Raw genomic sequence first — 20,431 nt, forward strand, 5'->3', positions numbered from 1 at the left:
GTGCCGTCACGCTCCCACTGCTGCATCATAGGCTGAGATGGTAACGCGCGCCCGCTCGGCAACATCGGCGGCGGTCATTCCGGGCTTGTAGAGGCTGGTGCCGAGACCGAAGGCAAGGATGCCAACCTTTGTGTAGTCCGCAAAATTCTGGTCGGACACGCCACCGACGGCAGCAATCGTCAGTTCCGGTGGCAGGATGGCGCGGATGCCGGTGATGCCGGAAGCGCCGAGCACGCCGGCCGGGAAGAATTTGAGGCCGGTAGCACCGGCGCGGGCAGCCGACAGGGCTTCCGTTGCGGTGAAGCAGCCGGGCATGGTCACCATGCCGAGGTCGCGACCACGGCTGATGACGGCAGGTTCGACATTTGGCGTCACCAGCAGCTTGCCGCCGACAGCATCGAGCCTGTCGACGTTCTCGACATCCAGCACGGTGCCGGCGCCGATGAGGCAATCGGCCGGTGCCATCTTGGCGGCCATTTCGATGGAGCGAAACGCGCCCGGCGAATTCAGCGGAATTTCGATGGCCGTCATGCCGGCTTCGATCAGCGCGCCGACGATGGCTTGCGTCTCCTCCGGCTTGATGCCGCGCAGGATGGCGATCAGCGGACGTTTCATCGGCGGGAAGGGGATACGGGTCATACGGCTGTTCTCTCATCGTTTGGCCAGATTGCCTTGGCGGCAGCGGAAAGCCCGCGGCGGACGGCGGCATCGGCGTCGATTGTCTGATAGGATATAGATAAGGATTTGAAAGCAGTTTCATAGAGCGATTGCAGGCCGCCCGAGGCGACCAATGTGATTGTCGCACCGTCGCCGGCCGAGGACAGGGCGCCGGCGATCTCGGCGCCGATCAGCGTTCCGGAAATCCAGGCCTTGGCGCCGGCAGGCGAAAGTCCGTGCAGCAGCTGCCCGGAGCGGGCGCCGAACAGAAGGCTTGTCGCCATCGTCGGCTGCCTGAAAATCGCGCCCACCGCAGCCTCGAACGCTGCGGTATCGGGTTCACCGGCACCGGCTATAGCCTGCGCCAGAATGCTGTGCTTGCTGATGACGTCGAACAGTTCGCCGGTCATGAAGGTCGAGAAGCCGGAAACCGTACCATCGATCACGCGGACCCATTTCGAATGGGTACCGGGCATGCAGACAATTTGCTCGCCGCGACTTTCGCCGGAGAGGGCTCCCAGCAATTGCGTCTCTTCGCCGCGAATGACGTCGGGCGCATCCCGCGAGCGCTGGGCGAGGCCCGGAAGAATGCGGATGTCGCGGTCCTGTCCGGGCACGGACACGGCGCCTGTGAGGATCGCCGAAAGCGAGGTCGGCGTATCGATATAGCCTGCCTCGACCCAGCCCTGACGGGCGCCGGCCATGCCGCAGATGATCACGGGCACGTCGGTTGGAACCGAGAGGCTATCGAGATGCGCCTGCAGGACGCCGGCAAAGCCGAGGCTTGCCGCCGTCGTCATGCCTTCGCCACTGCGTCGCTCGCCGAGAATGCTGCCATCCGTCCCGATCACCCACAGGCGAAAGCTGCTGGTGCCCCAATCGACAGCCACATAGGCTGGTCTTTCCATCAGAAAACGCCTCCGTCAACGATAATGGACTGCGCCGTGATGCCGGCGGCTAGGTCCGATGCAAGGAAAAGGCAGGGACCGACGAGGTCCTCTGCCGTGAGAACATGTTTAAGGCACTGGCGGTCGACCATTTGTGCGATGCTTTCGTCGGTCAGCCACAATTCCTTCTGCCGCTCGGTGACGATCATGCCGGGCAGGATCGCGTTGACCCGGATGTCCTCCGGCCCCAGCCGGCCAGCCATGCTTTTGGTCAGGCCGATGATGCCGGCTTTGGCAGTCGCGTAGACCGGTACGTCGGGCATGTTGAGCATGAAGGAGATCGACGAGAAATTGATAATCGCACCACCGCCACCCGCCCGCATCAGCGGCGCGACGGACTGTGACACGAAGAACATCTGCTTCAGGTTGATAGCCTGGCTGTCGTCCCAATCCGCCTCCGATACCGTATCGAACTGATGCCGACCGTCCCATCCGGCATTGTTGACCAGCACCCGGATCGCATCGAAATCGGATTCGATGGCGGCAAAGGTGCTCTTGATGGACGATACGTCGCGCAGGTCGGCATGGTAGTAGGAGACAGGATGGGTCGAGCTGTTCGAGATCCGAGCGGCCAGTGCCCGACTCGCCGTTTCGGCAATGTCGATAAAGGCAACTCGTGCGCCCTGTATTGCGAAACCTTCGACCAATGCTGCCCCGATGCCGGAGCCTCCGCCGGTAATGAGGACGGCCTTGTCCTTGAGATCGGCAATTTGCACAGACGGTGTCTTCAAAATATCCTCCTGTCGCATTGAATTCCATTATTCGGAACTCAATTTGACTATTCGGAATTATCCGACTAGCGTCCAGCTGTGTCAACCGGCGATGCATCCATTTCGTCGCCCTTCGTAAAGGCAAGAGCATGGCGGGGAGCGAGCGAGCGACGACAGCCGATACCGGCACGCTGGGCAAGGTCATGGCGTTGCTGGACATCATTGCCCTGTCGGACACGCCGATGCGCTTCACCGATATCCTCGAGATTTCCGGACAGCCGAGAGGCACGCTGCACCGGCAACTCGGCCATATGGTGCGCGAAGGCCTGCTGGAGGTGGACAGGGATGGGCGATATCGCCCGGGCCTGCGCCTTCTCACCTTCGCAGCCCGCAGCTGGGCCGGAAACGATATCAGGCGCATCGCCGAGCCGCATCTCGCTTTGCTCCACGACCAGACAGGCGAAACCGTCCACTTCGGCATTCTGCAGGATCTGCAGGTCATCTACCTCGACAAGGTCGAAGGCCGCCAGTCCGTGCGCATGTATTCGCATATCGGCAATGCCGCTCCGGCCTACTGCACCGGCGTCGGCAAGGCAGCGCTCTCGACGCTGGGCGATGCCGAGCTCCTTTCCCGGGCCGCGCGGATGGAATTCGTGGCTTTCACGCCGCGCACGCACCGGACGGAGGCGACGCTGCTCGCGGAGATCAGAGATATCCGGATGCGGGGCTACGCTCTGGACCGCGAAGAACATGAGGCTGGCATATGCTGTGTTGCCGCCGCTGTTCCGCCGATAGGCGCGCGGCCGCCGTCAGGGATTTCGGTTACGGGGCCGGCCTATCGTGTCACCGAAGATGCGTTGCGCCAATGGGCACCTCTGGTGCAGGCCGCAGCGATGTCGATCGCTGGTGATATCGATATTCGCCTCGGTCCGCGTGCCAAATTCTAGGCGATGGTATGTAGCGGCCACCGGCAACCGGGAATAGAACCGCGACTGGGGACAAAGACAGGGCGCTAACCTTTTACTTGAATTTGGTAGTTGAGTAATTGCCTCATCTTGGCCATGTTGAGCCGCCGCTTGCTGGCACCCGTTTCAGACGTGCCGGCTCGGGAAATCGTGATGTCGTTTCGATTTTGCGCACAGAAGATAGTACAATGGCACTCATGGATCAGGCGGTACTCGCCTCGCACGATTTCGTTTCTGAAATTGCGGGCTTGAAAACTCAGTTCGACGTCTTCAGATTCTTGAAGCGTGTCGCCGACGCCTATCGTTGCCGCACATTCATGGTCCTGAACCTGCCGCCGACCACCTCTTTCGCTTTACAAAGCAACACAGTCGTCACCAACTGGCCGCCGGAACTCCTGACGCTGTACGACCAGGAGCGTCTCCTGGTGAACAGCACGGTAATGCGGCACTTGCGCAATTCCACTTTGCCGTTTTGTTTCGACTCATCGAGCCCGGATATGGAGCGCGAAGATGGCAAGACGAAAACGATTGTCGGGCTGCTGGTGCGGTTTCGCATTCCGCGCGGCGCATATTTTCCGACGCACGATGCCTCCGGCCTTCGCGGTGCGGTTTCCTTTTCAGGCGACCGTGAAGCGTTCACACTCCACGAGATGCGCGATCTCAGCTACATCGCCATTCATGTCTTCGAGCAGCTCGGCACGATCCGCAATATCGATACGCGCCTGACGGATCCGCTGACCGACCGCGAGATCGGCTGTCTGACCTGGACGGCAGCCGGCAAGACGAGTGCCGAGATCGCCGAAATTCTCGGGCTGTCCGAGCACACGGTCAACCACTACCTCAACCGCACGACCAAGAAGCTCGACACCGTCAACCGCACCCAAGCGGTGGCGAAGGCCTTGCGCATAGGCATCATCAAGTGAAAGTATCTGCATAATAATTATGCAGAGATTTACTGGCCGCCTAAGAATAAGGCGTAACTCCAGATGAATTCTTCTTGCACTGTTCCGGTGCTTCGGCCTGCAGCGCTTGAAATCAATACTTTTTGTGTTTGATCCCCAACTGGCACACTTTCTGCATTCCTTCTTTCAGGTCCAGAGGGGACTGTTCATAACAGCGCCGGCCAACGGGCGCGGATGATACAGGCCGCTGTCGACAACGTGATGCTCCTCCCAGCACCGTTGGAGACAGCGGCCTTCGTATTTTCGAGATCTTGAAACTCTTGTAAAATCGGCACTGCCTCTTGGCAGATGCGCATGAAGGTCTATGACTGGATTGATAAAAGCAGGGAGTTTTGCCGCATGGCCGACGTTACGAAGGAACAGGTTCTCGAAACGTTGAAGACCGTTCACGGGCCAGACACCGTAGAGAACATTGTCGAACTCGGGATGGTCTCGGACATCTTCATCTCCGACGCAAAGGTCTATTTTTCCATTACCGTTCCGGCTGACCAGGCGACCGAGCTGGAGCCGCTGCGCCTTGCGGCGGAACGCGCAGTCAAGGAAATGCCCGGCGCCAAGGGCGCTCTGGTGACGCTGACTGCTGACAAGAAGGCCGGATCCGCACCCCCGAGGCCCACACCCCCAACGCCAGGCCCGGCAAACCCACACAGCCATGGCCATTCCCACGCGCAGCCGGCAAAGGCCGCAGCACCTCCGTCACGCGGCGCAAAGATCGGCGTACCCGGCATCGGAGCCATCATTGCTGTCGCATCGGGCAAGGGCGGCGTCGGCAAGTCGACCACGGCTGTCAATCTGGCGCTGGCGCTCCTCGCCAATGGTTTGCGCGTCGGCGTGCTCGATGCCGATATCTACGGTCCGTCCATGCCGAGGCTGCTGAAACTCTCCGGTCGTCCGCAGCAGATCGAAAACCGCATCATCGTGCCGATGGAGAACTACGGCCTTAAGGTCATGTCGATGGGCTTCCTGGTGGACGAGGAAACCGCAATGATCTGGCGCGGCCCTATGGTGCAGTCTGCCCTGATGCAGATGCTGCGCGAGGTCGCCTGGGGTGAACTCGACGTGCTCGTCGTCGACATGCCGCCCGGCACCGGCGACGCCCAGCTTACGATGGCCCAGCAGGTGCCGCTCGCCGGCGCCGTCATCGTCTCGACGCCGCAGGACCTTGCGCTGATCGATGCCCGCAAGGGCCTCAACATGTTCCGCAAGGTCGAAGTTCCTGTGCTCGGCATCGTCGAGAACATGAGCTATTTCATCGCCCCCGACACAGGCGCACGCTACGATATCTTCGGTCACGGCGGCGCCCGGCTGGAGGCAGAACGCATCGGCGTGCCGTTCCTCGGCGAGGTGCCGCTGACGATCAACATCCGCGAGACGTCCGATGCCGGTACACCCCTTGTGGTCTCCGAGCCGGACGGGGTGATTGCCGGCGTCTACCGTGACATCGCCACCAAGGTTTGGGCGCAGGTGACCGGCCAGCCTCTGCGCGCCGCGCCGGCAATCGTCTTCGAGTAGAACGCACGTGCGCACATGGTGCCGCCTTGTCTTGTCGGCACCCTGTGCTACCCATGCCGTCGCGCGGTTTCTGCGGTCAAAGCGCACGGGAAAAGGGGTTGGACTTGATTCTTTGTCCGCGATGCTGCATATGCGCCGCCGATGCGATGGTCGCCTGAGATGCCTTGTGGCAGCGGGCGGCTTGTTGGAAACTTCGGTTCGCGGCCACGCAAGGGAATTGCGCGCCCGCGAAATTGGTACTGCAACGCAGTGGAGCATGGATACGCCTTCCCGACAGGATCGGCAGAACGCGTCCCGGAGTTTTATGAAATTTTCAGAGATTTCGTCCCTCGGATCGCAGTCGTCGCGCATGCAGCGCCATGATGTTGGCTGTCTGCCGCGCCGTTTCCGGTCCATGGCAGGAGTAGGCCATTGATCACTGCCTACCGTTCCAACTGCAAATCGGTGCCGCGCGCCGATATCGTTGCCGCCAGCACCATCTCGGACTACATCGTCTGGATCGATCTGGTCGACCCGACCCGCGAGGAAGAAGACAAGCTCGAGGCGCTGCTCGGCATCCAGGTTCCGACCCGTGACGATCTGAAGGACATCGAGCCATCGAGCCGCCTCTACAACGAGAACGGTGCCGTCTTCCTGACCGCATCCCTGGTATGGAAAGCCGATTCCGAGCTGCCGAGCCTGACCGACGTCGGATTCATCCTCGTCGGCAACAGGCTGGTAACGATCCGCTATGCCAATCCGAAATCCTTTGCGCTGTTCATAGCAGCACTGCACCGGATCCCGGAAGACATGCGCAGCGGCGCAGCCTTGCTTGCCAAGCTGATGGAAACCATCGTCGATCGTACCGCCGAGATCCTCGAGCAGGCCGTGTCGCGGATCGATGTGCTGTCGACCCACGTGTTCGGCGACAAGGCGCGGAAAGTCCGTCGTCCTTCGAATTATCTCGAGGAAAAGCTGCGCGACGTCGCCGGCCACCACCGGCTGGTGAGCAAGTCGCGCGATAGCTTGATGTCGCTGTCGCGGCTTCTTACCTTCATGCATACGATCCCGGCCGTTCAGCAGGATCGCGAGACCAAGGATCTCTGTCGCAATGTTACGCGGGATGTCCAGTCTCTTTCGGAACATGCGTCTTTCATTGCCGGAAATATCACCTTCCTGCTGGATGCCTCGCTCGGGTTGATCAATATCGAGCAGAATTCCATCATCAAGATATTCTCGATTGCTTCCGTCGTGTTCCTGCCGCCGACGCTGGTTGCGTCTGTCTACGGCATGAATTTCGAACATATGCCCGAGTTGCACTCGACGTTCGGGTATCCTGCCTCCCTCGTGTTGATGGTGGTTTCGGCCGTCGTCCCGTTCTTCTTTTTTCGTTGGAAAGGCTGGCTCTGAGAGCCTAATGGTCCCGAATGTCTCACGAAATCGATCATTCTCCTGACAGGAAGATGAGCCCGCGCAAACTCTTCTACCTGACGCTCGGCTCCGTCGGCGTCGTCTATGGCGACATCGGCACAAGCCCGCTCTATGCCTTTCGCGAGGCACTGAAGCCGGTTGCGGCCGACGGCCTGACGCGGGGCGAGGTGATCAGCCTCGTGTCGCTGATGTTCTGGGCGCTCACCATCATCGTCACCTTCAAGTATGTCCTTTTCCTGCTGCGCGCCGATAACGACGGTGAAGGCGGTACGCTTTCGTTGCTGGCGCTGCTGCTGAAAACCGCCAATGGCCATACCGCCGTGCTGATGTTCCTGGGGCTGAGCGGCGCCGCGCTTTTCCTCGGCGATGCGATGATCACGCCGGCGCTGTCGGTTCTCTCGGCTGTCGAAGGCCTGAAGCTGGTAACACCGCACTTCGGGCCTTACGTGGTGCCGATTGCCGTCGCCATCCTGGCGCTGCTGTTTGCCATCCAGTCGCATGGCACCGGCGCCGTTGCCCGCTATTTCGGGCCGATTACCGCCGTCTGGTTCATCGTCATCGGCGTCGCCGGCCTGCTGCGTATTCCGGACGACTACGGCATCCTCAACGCCTTCAATCCCTGGTACGGCATCACCTTCCTGATGCACGAGGGCATTCTCGGCATCATCGTGCTCGGTGCGGTCTTCCTGACCGTCACCGGTGCGGAAGCGCTTTACGCCGATCTCGGCCACTTCGGTCGCCGACCCATCCAGTGGGCCTGGTTTGCGCTGGTCTTCCCGTCGCTGACGCTGAACTATCTCGGCCAGGGCGCCATGGTGCTGCGCGAGCCGCTCACCATGTCCGATCCGTTCTTCCTGATGTTCCCACACTGGGCGCTGCTACCGGTCGTATTCCTTGCCACCTGCGCCACGATCATCGCCAGCCAGGCGGTCATCACCGGAGCATTTTCGCTCACCCGCCAGGCGATCCATCTCGGCTTCCTGCCGCGCATGGAGATCCTCTTCACCTCGGAGACCAACACCGGCCAAATCTTCCTGCCGTCGGTCAACACGCTGCTGTTCTTTGGCGTGATCTTCCTCGTCTTGAGCTTCCAGACCTCCGATTCGCTATCGACCGCCTACGGGATTTCGGTGACGGGCGCGATGGTGGTGACTTCCGTCATGGCTTTCGAGTTCGTCCGCGTTCGCTGGAACTGGTCGCTGCCTCTGACCATCGTCGTGCTGATGCCGCTGTTCCTGCTCGAGATGGTCTTTCTCGGCGCCAACCTGCTGAAGATCCACGACGGCGGCTACATCCCGGTCATGATCGCCACCGCCTTCACGGTCGTCATGTGGACATGGCGACGCGGCACGGCGATCCTGATGGAAAAGACCCGTCACACGGATATTCCGCTGCCGTCGTTCGTCAGTTCCATCGAGCGCAAGAGCGACCACTCGCCGGCTTCCGTTCCGGGCACCGCCATCTTCCTGACCAGCGACCCCGAATCCGCGCCCGCAGCACTGCTCCACAATCTGAAACACAACCATGTCCTGCACGAAAAGAACGTCATCCTGACCATCCGCACCGTCAACAAGCCAAGGGTCGCCAACAGCGACCGCTACACGGTGCAAAAGGTCTCAGAGCGGTTTTCACGTGTCGAGCTACGTTTCGGATTCATGGAATCGCAGAACGTCTCGCAGGCACTGGCCGCCTTGCGTAAATCCGGATTGAAGTTCGACATCATGTCGACCTCTTTCTATCTCGGACGCCGCAAGCTCGTGCCGGATGCAAAATCAGGCATGCCGCACTGGCAGGACCGCCTGTTTATCGCGCTGGCTAACGCCGCGACCGACCCGTCCGACTATTTCCGCCTGCCGGCCAACCGCGTCGTCGAACTAGGCTCGCACGTCATCATCTGATCGGCGAGGGTTTCGGCAGAATTAACCATCCATCAAGGTTAATCGGACATTATCTGCTAATGTTCCCGTCGGTGATGGAGTGGGTTGCGTCGCATGAGTTCGTACCAGGCCAAGCCTCGCCGGCAACCCAGAAACTGGCTTTCGCCCGCAGTCTTCGGCTGCTGTGCCTGGCTGATTTTTCCCTCCGTATCAGCGCAGGCCGACATTGCCGGGCTGCTCTCCGGCTCGGACGATTCGGGCAGCAACTGGCGCATGGTGCTGACCACCTCGCCTGCAGGCTCCATCCATCAGGCGGAACTTGCCTTCGCCAATGCCGACGAGAGCGGCATCGAGGGTGGCGGCATGCTGTTGCCGGATGGCCGGCGCATCGCTTTCCAGTCCAAGGAGAAGGGCAGCGACCCGCGCCCAGACGAAGAGCGCGTCCGCCGCCGTGACAAGAAGGGCAGGGTGACGGACGTCGTTCCCATGTCGCCGCCGAAAGATTTCACCGCAGGCTCCATCCTGCAGCGCACGACGCTGCTGTTCCACCCGGAACTCGACGTCCCCACCTCCGGTACCGGCGAGCAGACGGCCTTCATCAAGGACGAGATCGGCGATGCCGGCGTGCAGACAGCCTTCCTGTTTTCCAAGCAGGAGCCCCTGACGGCCGATGGCGGTGTCCCGCCCATTCTCGCAAGCCTCGTCACCACTCCTGTCGCCGACAGTCTGGCGCTTGGCTATGCCGAGCCCGGGCCCGACTATGCCACCGTCTCGCCCTTCGACAGCATCCTGAGTAAGCAACCTGCCGACAGCGGCCGTTTCGTGCCACAGATCGGCGCCAAGGACCATCTCTGGGCGGCAAGCGTGTTGCCTGCAGCCGTATTTTCACCGGACGAACAGCAGTGCCTTGCGACGGGCATCTATTTCGAGGCCCGCGGCGAATCGGTGAAGGGGCAGGCGGCCGTGGCGCAGGTCATTCTCAACCGTGTCCGCAACCCGGCCTATCCGAAAACCATCTGCGGCGTAGTCTACCAGAACGAGGACTGGACCAACGCCTGCCAGTTTTCCTTCGCCTGCGACAAGGTCAAGGACCGCGTCAATTCACCCGTTCATTGGCAGATCGCCCGCCAGGTGGCGATGGCGGTGACGGCCGGCAAGATCTGGCTCCCGGAAGTCGGCTCCGCCACCCAATATCATGCAGTCTACGTTAAGCCGCGCTGGGCGGCCGAGATGGTCAAGGTCGGCCGCATCGGCATGCATCTCTTCTATCGGACCTATGGCGGCGGCTGGAGCTGATCGCCCAACCTCCGGACGCGACGCTCGCAGCAGCGGGTGCGACTTTCTGTCGTGATTTCGCAAAGCTCCCTTCAAGCGCATATAAGTCGATGATTTGCCTGCCTTTATTAATGGCGGGACATGTGCTTTCTACGTCTTGACTATGCTTTTCCATAAAACTATGTTCGCCCGAGTTCAAAACGGGCCGAAAGGTGTCTAAGCCTCCAGTTCGTTCTTAGGTTATCGGGGTAGGGTAGCGTTAAGGAACGGCAGCAGGGAGGGCGCCATGGTGGGGGATCAGGACGAAGGTCTTGAAAAGCGTAGGGCGCAATTGGGAGCCGAACTGGCAAGCAAACGCGCTGCGACGGGGGAAGCCGAACGGGGGGAAGCTCGGGCTCAGGCCAGCCGCAAAGGCTATGCTCAAGCACTGAAACTCTCCAGCGAATTCGTTTCTGCCATCATTGTCGGCGCACTCATCGGCTACTTCTTGGACCGTCTGGCTGGCACCGGACCGTGGGGCATGATTATTTTCCTGCTCCTCGGGTTTTGTGCTGGTGTGCTGAATGTCTTGCGTATGGCCGGGAAGGTATCCACCCCAACGGTCGGCGATAGCAAGTCGGACAGGAAATAGGCAACAAGACTGCGCATCAGCGCATGTCTTCGAAGCATGGATATCCGCTGCTGAGGCGGGCAAGTGAGAGAGAACGCGCGGTGGCCAACGGTCCGATTCATCAATTCCAGATCAATAAGATCGTTCCGATCGAAATTGGCGGGCTGGATTTCTCCTTTACTAATTCATCCCTATTCATGGTCGCATCGGTCGTTCTGGCCGGCGGATTTCTCTATTTCGCAACGGCGTCGCGCAGCCTGATCCCGGGCCGCGCCCAGTCTGTCGCCGAAATGTCCTACGAATTCATCGCCAATATCCTGCGTGAAGGTGCTGGCTCTGCCGGTATGAAATTCTTCCCGCTGGTCTTCACTCTCTTCATGTTCGTGCTGACCGCTAACCTGCTTGGCATGTTCCCCTATTTCTACACCGTAACAAGTCAGATTATCGTGACCTTCGCCTTGTCGATGCTGGTGATCGGCATCGTCGTGGTCTACGGTTTCTTCAAGCACGGCCTCGGCTTTCTGAAATTGTTCCTGCCGCAGGGCGTTCCCGCTGTGCTGCTGCCGCTGGTCATCTCGATCGAAGTTATCTCGTTCCTGGCCCGGCCGATCAGCCTTTCCGTCCGTCTGTTTGCCAACATGCTGGCAGGTCACATCACGCTCAAGGTGTTCGCAGGCTTCGTTGCCTCGCTCGGAGCCCTTGGCGCGCTCGGCATCGGTGGTGCCATCCTGCCTCTCATTATGACCGTCGCTCTGACGGCCCTCGAATTTCTCGTGGCATTCCTGCAGGCCTACGTATTTGCAGTGCTGACATGCATGTATCTGAACGATGCGCTGCATCCGGACGGCCACTGAGAAGTAAAGTCGTTGGTGCCGCGTGCACCAGTCAAAGCCAAAACCTATCAATCTAAGGAGTTTCTAACATGGACGCAGAAGCAGCAAAGTTCATCGGCGCCGGTATCGCTTGCATCGGCATGGGTGGCGCAGGCATCGGCCTCGGCACGATTTTCGGCAACTACCTGTCGGGCGCTCTTCGCAACCCGTCGGCTGCCGATGGCCAGTTCGGCCGTCTGATCTTCGGTTTCGCCGTTACGGAAGCTTTGGGCATCTTCTCGCTGCTCGTTGCTCTCCTCCTCCTCTTCGCCGTTTGATTTGTACGGTTTGATGGATCACGGCTTGCGGGAAGCGAGCCGTGATTCTTCGTATTTGCACCACTGGAGGTGAGCATGTTTGTGACTCCGGCTTATGCTGAAGAAGCCGCGCCGGCACCCGGCGAAGTGCACACGGAAACGGGTGTGGCCCCAGGCCATCACGCGTCTTTCCCGCCCTTTGACCCCAAGACATTTCCGTCTGCGCTGCTTTGGCTGGTGATTACATTCGCCATCTTCTACATCGTCATGCAGAAAGTCCTCGTGCCGCGCGTTGGCGGGATCCTCGAGAGCCGGCATGCCCGGATCGCGCAGGATGTCGAAGAAGCCGCACGCCTGAAGGCCGAAGCCGACGCCGCTGTCGCGACCTATGAGCGCGAGCTGGCCGAAGCCCGTTCCAAGTCAAATGCTATCGGTGCAGCAGCCCGCGCCGAAGCAAAGGCAAAGGCGGAAGCCGAGCGCCGTGCCATCGAGGCAAGCCTGGCCGAAAAGATCAAGACCGCCGAAGCACGGATTGCCGAAATCAAGGCGAAGGCATTTGCCGACGTCGGTGCTGTTGCCGAAGAGGCTGCGTCCTCCGTGGTCGAGCAACTGATCGGCGTACCGGCTTCGCAGTCAGAGGTTGCCGCTGCTGTCGCCAACGTCAAGCAGGAGGCATAAGCCATGGAATTCCATCTGGACGAAACATTCTTCGCCCTCGTTGGCCTGCTGCTGTTCATCGCCCTCATCGTCTACATGAAGGTTCCCGGCATGATGGCGAAGTCGCTCGACGAGCGCGCCGACCAGATCCGCAACGATCTGTCGGAAGCCAAGCGTCTGCGCGAGGAGGCCCAGCATCTGCTGGCCGAGTACCAGCGCAAGCGCAAGGAAGCAGAAGTCGAGGCGGCCAATATCGTTGCCTCTGCCGCTCGCGAGGCCGAGTTGCTGACAGCCGAAGCCAAGAAGAAGACGGAAGAATTCGTCGAGCGCCGCACGGCAATTTCCGAGCAGAAGATCAAGCAGGCAGAGCTCGACGCCATCAAGGAAGTTCGCGCTGCCGCTGTCGACTTGGCAATCGCCGCAGCGCAGACCGTCATCGCCAGCAAGGCGGACGCCGGTGTCCAGGCAAAGCTCTTCCAGGCAGCCCTTGGCGACGTCAAGGCAAGCTTGAACTAAGGCTTCAATAGATCAATTTGAAAGGCCGGGCATCGTCCCGGCCTTTTTGCATTTAGGGGGTTTCGTTGGCGAGGGCGTCCTTGCGCATCGGCCGGAAGCTCATGCGGTGCAAAGGGCAGGGGCCGACCAGCTCGATGCTGCTGCGATGAACGGCGGTGGCGTAGCCGGCATGTGCCGCAAAGCCATAGGCCGGAAACACCATGCCGGCCCTGACCATCATCCGGTCGCGCGTTACCTTGGCAAGGATCGAAGCCGCGGCGATCGACAGCGATCGTCGGTCGCCCTTGACCACAGCCCTGCCGGAACAGGGGAGGCCGGGTGGCACGTCGAGCCCGTCGACGAGTACGAAGCCTGCCGGGATCGCAAGCCCGCAGACAGCCCTCCGCATGGCATCGAGGCTCGCCTTGCGAATATCGGTCGCGTCGATGCGCCCGGCGCTGGACGATGCGATTGAGATCGTCGATGTCGCAATGATGAACTCGAACAGCTCTTCCCGTCTGGCAGTCGACAATTGCTTGGAATCGTTCAGGCCATCGGGAATATTATCGGGATCGAGGATGACGGCTGCGGCAACGACAGGCCCGGCGAGGGGCCCTCGGCCTGCCTCGTCCGTGCCGGCAACCGGCCAGTGGCCTGCCTTGCGCGCCGAGTGCTCCAGCGTGAAATCCGGGACGAGCGGCAGGTCTTCGAAGAGCTGGGGAGAATCGGGTGGCGTGCGACGTGTCATGCGGCTGACCCTCGCACGCCAACCCGATTTCCTGCAAGTCCCCCGGCATTGGGGCGGCCAAGCCGGGGGATATCCTTTGGACAGTCAGGGCAACCGTCCGCAGGAATGGGTTTTCAGAGCAGCGACAGTTGAACGCCACTGCCATCCGGGGGAACGAACAGATCGGTGCGCAGTCGAATGCTGCGGCGCGTAAGGCCGAGCCTCTTGGTCGCCATCTCGAACCGACGGCTGATCTGCCAGGCGTAGGGTCCGGCACCTTTCATCCGCTTGCCAAAATCCGCATCGTAATCCTTGCCGCCGCGCATCTCGCGAACCAGCGACATCACATGCCGGTACCGGTCCGGGTAATTCTGCAGCAACCAGTCGCGAAACAGCGGACTGACTTCGAGCGGCAGGCGCAGCATTACGTAGCCGGCCTCCTCGGCGCCCGCAGCCTTGGCCGAATCCAGGATCTTTTCGAGTTCATGGTCGTTGAGTGCCGGGATCATTGGCGCCAGCATGACCGACGTCGGGATGCCCGCTGCGGAAAGCATCCGGACCGCCTCCAGTCTGCGTGCCGGCGTCGAAGCGCGGGGCTCCATCGTGCGCGCAAGCTTGCGGTCGAGCGTGGTGACCGACAGCGAGACCCGCACGAGGTTCTTTGCAGCGAGTTCGGCAAGGATATCGAGGTCGCGCAGCACCATGGCCGATTTGGTGACGATGGACACCGGATGGTTGGCACGATTCAGCACCTCCAGGATCTGGCGCATGATCCGCCATTCCTTCTCGATCGGCTGATAAGGATCGGTGTTGGTGCCGATGGCAATGACTTTCGGCTCATAGCCGGGTTTGGCCAGTTCTCTTTCCAGCAGCTTCGGCGCGTCCGGCTTGGCAAACAGCTTGGCCTCGAAATCCAGCCCGGCAGACAGCCCCATATAGGCGTGCGTCGGGCGCGCAAAACAGTAGATGCAGCCATGCTCGCAGCCACGATAGGGATTGATGGAGCGATCGAAGGGAATGTCCGGCGACGAATTGCGGGTGATCGCCGTCCGGGCTTTCTCGATCTGCACCTCGGTCCTGAAGGGCGGCAGGTCTTCCAGCGATTGCCAGCCGTCGTCGATGCTCTCGCGGCTCGATGGTTCGAAGCGGCCACCGGGATTGAGCCCCGCGCCGCGCCCACGCCGGCGGTCGATGTCGATCCGCAGACCGGACGAAACGACCAGTGCATCAGCCATATCTGCCGTGTTGGCAGGCGAGAATGCGGCCTGCCCTGCAAGGGACTGTTGGTTCATCGGTGGCTCCAGCGGCAGGGGATGCCCGTGCATCCCGATGTCTAACCTTGATTAAATTCCTATCGCAGCAATGAGAACAATGCAAGAACAAAATGCGGAAAACTGCGCTGGCATTCGATTATGCACCGCACTATAAACGAGCGATGTTGACAGTCATAATCGAATGCCGGGACCAGGAACCCGAATTGGCGCAGACGCTTGCGTCCCTCGTCGCGGGTGCGATCGAGGGGCTTGTCTGTGACGTCGTGGTCCTTGACCATGGCTCAAGCGATGGCACCGAGCGCGTCGCCGATGCCGCCGGCTGCCGCTATCATACCGAATGGGATCTCGGCGAGATCCTGCGCTCCGCACGCGGCGAGTGGCTGCTGCTGGTGGAACCCGGCGCGCGCCCGCAGGCCGGCTGGATAGACGAGATCGGCGAGTATATGGCGCTGAACACGTTGCCTGCCCGCTTCACCGCTTCGCGTGGATACAGGCGGCCGTTGCTGCAGCGTATCGGCCGGGCGGTGTCGCCGCTGGAGTTCGGCTTCCTCATTTCAAAGGCTCAGGCCGTGGCCGCTGCCAGAAGCGGCATGACGCTGGCAGAACTTGCCAGGGGCCAAAAGCCCGGAAAGCTGTCGAGCGAGATCATCCCGTCCTGGGTGGCGGCGCGCTCCGTGCGCTGATCGCGCGGCCTCTTTGATCACACGGATTGCCCGCCGCGCTTGAGGTGCTCGTCGAGGCGAGGCATGATCTCGATGAAATTGCAGGGCATGTGACGGTAGTCGAGCTGTGCCTTCAGGATGCCATCCCAGGCATCCTTGCAGGCGCCGGGCGATCCCGGCAGTACGAAGATGAAAGTGGCATTGGCCAGCCCCGCCGTCGCCCGCGACTGGATCGTCGATGTGCCGATCTTGTCGTATGAGATGCGATGGAAGACCGCCGAAAAACCCTCCATGCGCTTTTCGAACAGCGGCTCCAGCGCATCCGGCGTCACGTCGCGGCCGGTAAAGCCGGTGCCGCCGGTGGTGATCACCACATCGACGGCGGGGTCCTTGGTCCAGGCTTCCACGGTAGCGCGGATCTGTGCGATATCGTCGGGCACGATGGCGCGGGCGGCCAACCGATGGCCGGCGTCTGCGATGCGCCCCACCAGAGTGTCACCGGATTTGTCGTCTTCTGTTGTGCGGGTGTCGGAGACGGTGAGCACGGCAATGCCGACTGGCACGAAAGGCCGCTGTTGCGTAGAGCCTGTCATCGGAAATCTCCTGCGGTTGTCTGCGTTGCCTGAAAATACCAGTCCGGCCTGTGGCTGTGAAGCGAAGCGGCTGCAGCCTTGGCTGCATCCAGATCGTCGAACAGGGCAAAACAGCTGGCACCAGAGCCGGACATTCTGACGAGCCTGGGTCGTTGCCCGGCCATCAATGCCGATAGCTCGCCGATCTCGGGGCAAAGTGCACGCGCCGGCGGCTCCAGATCGTTGCGGAGGCTGTCGATCACGGAAAGCCACTCGTTGCTACTCTGCAGTTGCCGGTGTTCGAAACCGAACGGTGAATTGTTCTTCTCAGTCAACCGGCGAAAAACCGCCGGTGTCGATACCCCGACCAGAGGGTTGCCGATCAGCAAGCCAAAGGACGGGAAGTCCGGCAGCACGTCGATCTCCTCGCCGATGCCACGGGCGATCAGCGGCCGGCTCGTCAGACACATCGGCACGTCAGCCCCGAGTTGCAGCGCAAGAGCCTTCAGCTTATCCGGCGTGAGCGTGACATTCCAAAGCCGCATCAGCCCGCGCAAGGCCGCAGCGGCATCGGCCGAGCCGCCGCCTATGCCGGAGGCGATGGGCAAGCTTTTCTCGAGATGAATGAGCACGGGCGGTGCACTGCCGCCAGAGGCCTGCCGCAGGAGATCGCGCGCCTTGGTGACCAGATTGCCGGTGGATTGCTCTTGCGGGCCGAGCGAAGCGCCGAACCGTCCGGATATCTCGAACCTGTCCGCATCGGCGGCGCTGAACCCCAGCCGGTCGCCATGATCGGCAAAAGTCACCAGCATGTCGAGCAGATGGTAACCGTCGTCCCGAAGCCCCGTCACATGCAGGGCAAGGTTGATTTTCGCTGGCGCCTCTTCCGTGAGGTCGAAGGCGCCCGCGTCAAACATCGATGGCATCGGTCGTCAGGATTTCTTGTCGACTGGCGGAGTCTCCACCGGGACTGCTGCCGGCGGCTTGGATTTTTCCGCAGCCTTGGGATCGTCAAGCGGCGGCAGGCCGTTGGTGATCTTGTCCTTCAGACGCGGCAGGTCGGCCTCTTCCGGCTTGTAGGTAATCGCCCGGTTCCACTGGTACACGGCCTCGAGACGACGGCCGACGCGCCAATAGGCATCGCCGAGATGGTCGTTGACGGTGACATCGCCGGCTTCCAGCTGCACGGCGCGTTCCAGTTCCTTGACCGCATCGTCGAAGCGGTTGAGGCGGAAATAGGCCCAGCCGAGCGAATCAACGATGTAGCCGTCGTCTGGCCGCGCATCGACAGCCTTCTTGATCATCGCTAGCCCCTCGTCGAGGTTGCGGTTCATGTCGACCCAGGAATAGCCGAGATAGTTGAGCACCTGCGGTTGGTCGGGGTTTAGCTCGAGCGCCTTCTTGAAGTTCGGCTCGGCAATGTCCCACTTCTTCAGGCGCTCATAGGCGATAGCGCGCTGGTAGAAGATGTTCCAGTCGGCTTTGGTCGGCACTGGGCCGATGATCTCGACCGCCTTGTCGTAGTTGTCGGCCATCGCCTGGTAGTTCTTGGCCTGCGACAGCACGTTGCCATAGGCAAGGTAGCTGCGGATATCCTTCGGATCGGACTCGATCAGCGACTTCAGGTGCTTGAGCGCATCTTCGGACTTGCCGCCCTGTGCCAGCGCCAGCCCGAGTTGCAGTTCAGAGATGCGGGCCATGGGCGATCCCGGCGGCACCTGCTTGTAGAAGGCGATGGCGCGGTCCATCTGGTCCTGCTTTTCAGCGATGCCACCGAGCAGAACCAGCGTGTCCGAGCTCTTCGGGTCCAGCGCATTCGCCGTCTCGAGATACAGCGACACCACGTCTTCCGCGCCATCGCGGTTCAGCGCGGCGGCAACCGAGAACAGCACGGATGCGGCCCCCTGCGAAGCGTTGGTCACGGCCTGTTCCGGCGTTTCACCCTTGCCGATGCTGTCGCGCAGCGCGTTCAGCGGCGCGAAATTGCTGATCAGGCTGTCGCCGACGGAGATGGCGTCGAGAGCCTTCTGCTTGTTGCCTTCCTTGGCTTCGAGCGAGGCAAGCGCCATGACGGCGCGCATGTAGGTGTCCGGTGCCGTCGCGCCGCCGTCCTTGTCGAGCACGGCGCTGTTCAGGTGCGTGCGTGCCGATTTCGTATCGCCGATAACAATGGCGATGGTGCCGGCCTGGTAGTTCTTGAAGATGTCGAACCAGTTCGGGCCCTGCATCTTGTCGACCATCGCCAGCGCTTCCCGCCCCCGTCCGGCGCCGACCTGCGCCCAGGCGGCAAGCAGCCCGTTCATCATCCGGTCGAGGTCGTTCGGGCCGGTGTATTTGAGGATAGCCTGGGCTGCGCTGTAATCGTGGCGGCGCATGGCGTCCATGCCGCGCACGATTGTGGTGATCCGCTCGACCGTCTGGTCGGACTTCAGTTCGTTGGCATATTTGACCCCTTCTTCGATGTTGCCGTTGAGCAGCAGCGAAATCATCAGGCGCTGGCGGATTTCCGGGTTACCCGGTTCGATCATCAGCGCCTTCTTGTAGAGCGCAATGGCGTTGATGTAGTCGTGGTCGACATCGGCCGTGCGGGCGGCAAGAAAAGCGCCGGAAAAAGTATCGACGCGGTCCGGCTCGAACGTCACCGTTTCGCTCGCATCCACTGCCTTCTTGGACGCATCCTCGGCGTGCAGCACGTTGATCGCAGTCACCGAAATGAACGCGGCGAGAGCTGCGCTCGAAAGCAAACGAGTGGCAAGTGTTTGCCGCATTAGAGAACCTTTCCTGGAGGGCAACCGGAAGCCGGTCGCGCCATGCAATCTTTCAGCACTGATTCACAACAGGATGGCTTTTTTGAAGCGGCCCCGCAAGAAATACAGCGCGTCGCCCGTCAGTTAACGCGCTCGATGCAGAAGTCGATGACTTCCATCAGGGCCGATTTCCAAGGGCTGTCTGGTAATGGTGCCAGGGCATCCCGGGCAATCGTGCCGTAGTGAACGGCCCGTCCGATGGTGTCGTTGAGGGCGCCGTACTTGGTGATCAGACCCATGGCCTTTTCGAGATTGGCGTCGCTGCTGTTGCCGTTCTCGATGGCGTCGCGCCAGAAGGCACGCTCTTCCTCGGTGCCACGGCGATAGGCGAGGATGACCGGCAGGGTGATCTTGCCTTCGCGAAAATCGTCGCCGACATTCTTGCCGAGATCGACGGCCTTGCCGCCGTAGTCGAGCACATCGTCAACCAGCTGGAAGGCGAGACCCAGGTTGGTGCCGTAGGATTTCAACGCGTTACGGCCGGATTTGCCGCCATTGGCAACGATCGGCCCGACTTCCGCAGCCGCTGCAAAAAGCGCCGCCGTCTTGGCGCGGATGACCGAGAGATAGTCGTCCTCGGTGGTCTCCATGTTCTTGGCGACGGAAAGCTGCAGGACTTCGCCCTCGGCAATAACACAGGCCGCCGTCGACAGCACGTCAAGCGCTTCCAGCGATCCGACATCCACCATCATGCGAAATGCCTGGCCGAGCAGGAAGTCGCCGACCAGCACGCTCGCCTGGTTGCCCCAGATCATGCGGGCCGTGGAGCGGCCACGGCGCAAATCGCTCTCGTCGACCACGTCGTCATGCAGCAGCGTTGCCGTATGCATAAACTCGACAGAGGTCGCCAGCTTGACGTGGTTTTCGCCCTTGTAGCCAAACAGCGCTGCAGAGGCGAGCGTCAGCATCGGCCGCAAGCGCTTGCCGCCGGAGGAAATCAGATGCTCCGCGACCTCCGGGATCATCTGCACATCGGATCCAGCCTTGGAAAGGATCAACTGGTTGACACGCTCCATATCTGCCTTGGTCAGGTCGACCAGCGGCTTGACGGAGGCCAGTCTGTTTTTGCTTTCTTCAAGCGGTATCACGACGCCCAACGTCCCGAACTCCTGTTCATTTTGTGAAAACGACAATAAGAAGGGGCAGGGGACGCGGCAAGGGGCGAATTGTCCGGTCGCGCAAA

21 protein-coding genes are annotated in these 20,431 nt (G+C 61.1%); 12 read left to right on the plus strand and 9 right to left on the minus strand.

Annotation, left to right across the window (positions count from 1 at the left end):
- Nucleotides 1-6 precede the first annotated feature (6 nt).
- The 3 genes from PR017_RS01950 to PR017_RS01960 are packed head-to-tail and all read right to left on the minus strand — an operon-like array spanning nucleotide 7 to nucleotide 2,353.
- Nucleotides 7-639, minus strand: a complete 633-nt coding sequence (locus tag PR017_RS01950) for a 2-dehydro-3-deoxy-6-phosphogalactonate aldolase (protein WP_111217617.1) — start codon at nucleotides 637-639, stop codon at nucleotides 7-9.
- Complete coding sequence (locus tag PR017_RS01955; protein ID WP_111217619.1) at nucleotides 636-1,565, minus strand: 2-dehydro-3-deoxygalactonokinase; 930 nt, start codon at nucleotides 1,563-1,565, stop codon at nucleotides 636-638. The genes PR017_RS01950 and PR017_RS01955 overlap by 4 nt, the downstream gene beginning before the upstream one ends.
- Entirely contained in the window at nucleotides 1,565-2,353 is a 789-nt protein-coding gene (locus PR017_RS01960) for an SDR family NAD(P)-dependent oxidoreductase (protein WP_111217621.1), read from the minus strand. The genes PR017_RS01955 and PR017_RS01960 overlap by 1 nt, the downstream gene beginning before the upstream one ends.
- Nucleotides 2,354-2,463: 110 nt before the next feature.
- Here PR017_RS01960 and PR017_RS01965 point away from each other — a divergent pair, with 110 nt between their 5' ends.
- The 11 genes from PR017_RS01965 (at nucleotide 2,464) to PR017_RS02015 (ending at nucleotide 13,227) form a co-directional block, all read left to right on the plus strand.
- Entirely contained in the window at nucleotides 2,464-3,261 is a 798-nt protein-coding gene (locus PR017_RS01965) for an IclR family transcriptional regulator (protein WP_206423126.1), read from the plus strand.
- 206 nt (nucleotides 3,262-3,467) lie between these two features.
- Nucleotides 3,468-4,202 carry a helix-turn-helix transcriptional regulator gene (locus PR017_RS01970; protein WP_111217623.1) on the plus strand — a complete coding sequence of 245 codons (735 nt, stop codon included), beginning with the start codon at nucleotides 3,468-3,470 and terminating at the stop codon, nucleotides 4,200-4,202.
- A 378-nt stretch (nucleotides 4,203-4,580) separates the two neighbouring features.
- The gene (locus tag PR017_RS01975) at nucleotides 4,581-5,753 is read left to right on the plus strand and encodes an Mrp/NBP35 family ATP-binding protein (RefSeq protein ID WP_111217909.1); all 1,173 of its coding nucleotides are present in this window, start codon (nucleotides 4,581-4,583) and stop codon (nucleotides 5,751-5,753) included.
- A gap of 411 nt (nucleotides 5,754-6,164) precedes the next feature.
- Entirely contained in the window at nucleotides 6,165-7,142 is a 978-nt protein-coding gene (locus tag PR017_RS01980; RefSeq protein WP_111217625.1) for a magnesium transporter CorA family protein, read from the plus strand.
- Between the two features lie 17 nt (nucleotides 7,143-7,159).
- On the plus strand, nucleotides 7,160-9,061 hold the full coding sequence (locus tag PR017_RS01985) for a potassium transporter Kup (RefSeq protein ID WP_111217627.1): 1,902 nt from the start codon (nucleotides 7,160-7,162) through the stop codon (nucleotides 9,059-9,061).
- 93 nt (nucleotides 9,062-9,154) lie between these two features.
- Nucleotides 9,155-10,336, plus strand: a complete 1,182-nt coding sequence (locus PR017_RS01990) for a cell wall hydrolase (RefSeq protein ID WP_111217629.1) — start codon at nucleotides 9,155-9,157, stop codon at nucleotides 10,334-10,336.
- Nucleotides 10,337-10,601: 265 nt separating this feature from the next.
- The gene (locus PR017_RS01995; RefSeq protein ID WP_111217632.1) at nucleotides 10,602-10,946 is read left to right on the plus strand and encodes an AtpZ/AtpI family protein; all 345 of its coding nucleotides are present in this window, start codon (nucleotides 10,602-10,604) and stop codon (nucleotides 10,944-10,946) included.
- A gap of 80 nt (nucleotides 10,947-11,026) precedes the next feature.
- Nucleotides 11,027-11,779, plus strand: coding sequence for a F0F1 ATP synthase subunit A (locus PR017_RS02000; RefSeq protein ID WP_111217911.1), 753 nt, complete (start codon nucleotides 11,027-11,029; stop codon nucleotides 11,777-11,779).
- Nucleotides 11,780-11,847: 68 nt separating this feature from the next.
- Nucleotides 11,848-12,075 carry a F0F1 ATP synthase subunit C gene (locus tag PR017_RS02005; protein WP_111217634.1) on the plus strand — a complete coding sequence of 76 codons (228 nt, stop codon included), beginning with the start codon at nucleotides 11,848-11,850 and terminating at the stop codon, nucleotides 12,073-12,075.
- A 75-nt stretch (nucleotides 12,076-12,150) separates the two neighbouring features.
- Complete coding sequence (locus PR017_RS02010; protein ID WP_111217636.1) at nucleotides 12,151-12,732, plus strand: F0F1 ATP synthase subunit B; 582 nt, start codon at nucleotides 12,151-12,153, stop codon at nucleotides 12,730-12,732.
- Between the two features lie 3 nt (nucleotides 12,733-12,735).
- A complete protein-coding gene (locus PR017_RS02015; RefSeq protein WP_111217638.1) occupies nucleotides 12,736-13,227 on the plus strand; it encodes a F0F1 ATP synthase subunit B in 492 nt (163 codons plus the stop codon).
- A 52-nt stretch (nucleotides 13,228-13,279) separates the two neighbouring features.
- On the opposite strand, the gene PR017_RS02020 is transcribed toward PR017_RS02015, so the two are convergent.
- Complete coding sequence (locus tag PR017_RS02020) at nucleotides 13,280-13,954, minus strand: ribonuclease HII (protein ID WP_111217640.1); 675 nt, start codon at nucleotides 13,952-13,954, stop codon at nucleotides 13,280-13,282.
- A 113-nt stretch (nucleotides 13,955-14,067) separates the two neighbouring features.
- Nucleotides 14,068-15,225 (minus strand): PA0069 family radical SAM protein, encoded by a 1,158-nt coding sequence (locus PR017_RS02025; RefSeq protein WP_111217913.1) that lies wholly within the window; start codon nucleotides 15,223-15,225, stop codon nucleotides 14,068-14,070.
- A 143-nt stretch (nucleotides 15,226-15,368) separates the two neighbouring features.
- Here PR017_RS02025 and PR017_RS02030 point away from each other — a divergent pair, with 143 nt between their 5' ends.
- Complete coding sequence (locus tag PR017_RS02030) at nucleotides 15,369-15,890, plus strand: glycosyltransferase family 2 protein (protein WP_111217915.1); 522 nt, start codon at nucleotides 15,369-15,371, stop codon at nucleotides 15,888-15,890.
- 17 nt (nucleotides 15,891-15,907) lie between these two features.
- On the opposite strand, the gene moaB is transcribed toward PR017_RS02030, so the two are convergent.
- The 4 genes from moaB to PR017_RS02050 all read right to left on the minus strand — a co-directional run bounded on the left by moaB (nucleotide 15,908) and on the right by PR017_RS02050 (nucleotide 20,345).
- Nucleotides 15,908-16,462 carry a molybdenum cofactor biosynthesis protein B gene (gene moaB / locus PR017_RS02035; protein WP_111217642.1) on the minus strand — a complete coding sequence of 185 codons (555 nt, stop codon included), beginning with the start codon at nucleotides 16,460-16,462 and terminating at the stop codon, nucleotides 15,908-15,910.
- Nucleotides 16,459-17,367, minus strand: a complete 909-nt coding sequence (locus PR017_RS02040; RefSeq protein ID WP_111217644.1) for a 4-(cytidine 5'-diphospho)-2-C-methyl-D-erythritol kinase — start codon at nucleotides 17,365-17,367, stop codon at nucleotides 16,459-16,461. Before PR017_RS02040 ends, moaB begins: the two co-directional genes overlap by 4 nt.
- 6 nt (nucleotides 17,368-17,373) lie before the next feature.
- A complete protein-coding gene (locus tag PR017_RS02045) occupies nucleotides 17,374-19,209 on the minus strand; it encodes a tetratricopeptide repeat protein (RefSeq protein ID WP_111217646.1) in 1,836 nt (611 codons plus the stop codon).
- Between the two features lie 119 nt (nucleotides 19,210-19,328).
- Nucleotides 19,329-20,345: a polyprenyl synthetase family protein gene (locus PR017_RS02050; protein ID WP_111217648.1), complete on the minus strand. Its 1,017-nt coding sequence runs from the start codon at nucleotides 20,343-20,345 to the stop codon at nucleotides 19,329-19,331.
- Nucleotides 20,346-20,431 lie beyond the last annotated feature (86 nt).

The organism is Rhizobium tumorigenes, assembly GCF_003240565.2.
Classification (GTDB): domain Bacteria; phylum Pseudomonadota; class Alphaproteobacteria; order Rhizobiales; family Rhizobiaceae; genus Rhizobium; species Rhizobium tumorigenes.

Excerpts from the sequence above, each read along its gene's own strand:
- moaB (WP_111217642.1), bottom strand. The coding sequence starts at position 16,462 with ATGACAGGCTCTACGCAACAGCGGCCTTTCGTGCCAGTCGGCATTGCC.
- PR017_RS02005 (WP_111217634.1), top strand. The coding sequence starts at position 11,848 with ATGGACGCAGAAGCAGCAAAGTTCATCGGCGCCGGTATCGCTTGCATC.
- PR017_RS02025 (WP_111217913.1), bottom strand. The coding sequence starts at position 15,225 with ATGAACCAACAGTCCCTTGCAGGGCAGGCCGCATTCTCGCCTGCCAAC.
- PR017_RS02020 (WP_111217640.1), bottom strand. The coding sequence starts at position 13,954 with ATGACACGTCGCACGCCACCCGATTCTCCCCAGCTCTTCGAAGACCTG.
- PR017_RS01955 (WP_111217619.1), bottom strand. The coding sequence starts at position 1,565 with ATGGAAAGACCAGCCTATGTGGCTGTCGATTGGGGCACCAGCAGCTTT.
- PR017_RS02040 (WP_111217644.1), bottom strand. The coding sequence starts at position 17,367 with ATGCCATCGATGTTTGACGCGGGCGCCTTCGACCTCACGGAAGAGGCG.
- PR017_RS01950 (WP_111217617.1), bottom strand. The coding sequence starts at position 639 with ATGACCCGTATCCCCTTCCCGCCGATGAAACGTCCGCTGATCGCCATC.
- PR017_RS01985 (WP_111217627.1), top strand. The coding sequence starts at position 7,160 with ATGTCTCACGAAATCGATCATTCTCCTGACAGGAAGATGAGCCCGCGC.
- PR017_RS01970 (WP_111217623.1), top strand. The coding sequence starts at position 3,468 with ATGGCACTCATGGATCAGGCGGTACTCGCCTCGCACGATTTCGTTTCT.
- PR017_RS01995 (WP_111217632.1), top strand. The coding sequence starts at position 10,602 with ATGGTGGGGGATCAGGACGAAGGTCTTGAAAAGCGTAGGGCGCAATTG.
- PR017_RS01975 (WP_111217909.1), top strand. The coding sequence starts at position 4,581 with ATGGCCGACGTTACGAAGGAACAGGTTCTCGAAACGTTGAAGACCGTT.
- PR017_RS02045 (WP_111217646.1), bottom strand. The coding sequence starts at position 19,209 with ATGCGGCAAACACTTGCCACTCGTTTGCTTTCGAGCGCAGCTCTCGCC.
- PR017_RS01965 (WP_206423126.1), top strand. The coding sequence starts at position 2,464 with ATGGCGGGGAGCGAGCGAGCGACGACAGCCGATACCGGCACGCTGGGC.
- PR017_RS02015 (WP_111217638.1), top strand. The coding sequence starts at position 12,736 with ATGGAATTCCATCTGGACGAAACATTCTTCGCCCTCGTTGGCCTGCTG.
- PR017_RS02010 (WP_111217636.1), top strand. The coding sequence starts at position 12,151 with ATGTTTGTGACTCCGGCTTATGCTGAAGAAGCCGCGCCGGCACCCGGC.
- PR017_RS02030 (WP_111217915.1), top strand. The coding sequence starts at position 15,369 with ATGTTGACAGTCATAATCGAATGCCGGGACCAGGAACCCGAATTGGCG.
- PR017_RS01960 (WP_111217621.1), bottom strand. The coding sequence starts at position 2,353 with ATGCGACAGGAGGATATTTTGAAGACACCGTCTGTGCAAATTGCCGAT.
- PR017_RS01990 (WP_111217629.1), top strand. The coding sequence starts at position 9,155 with ATGAGTTCGTACCAGGCCAAGCCTCGCCGGCAACCCAGAAACTGGCTT.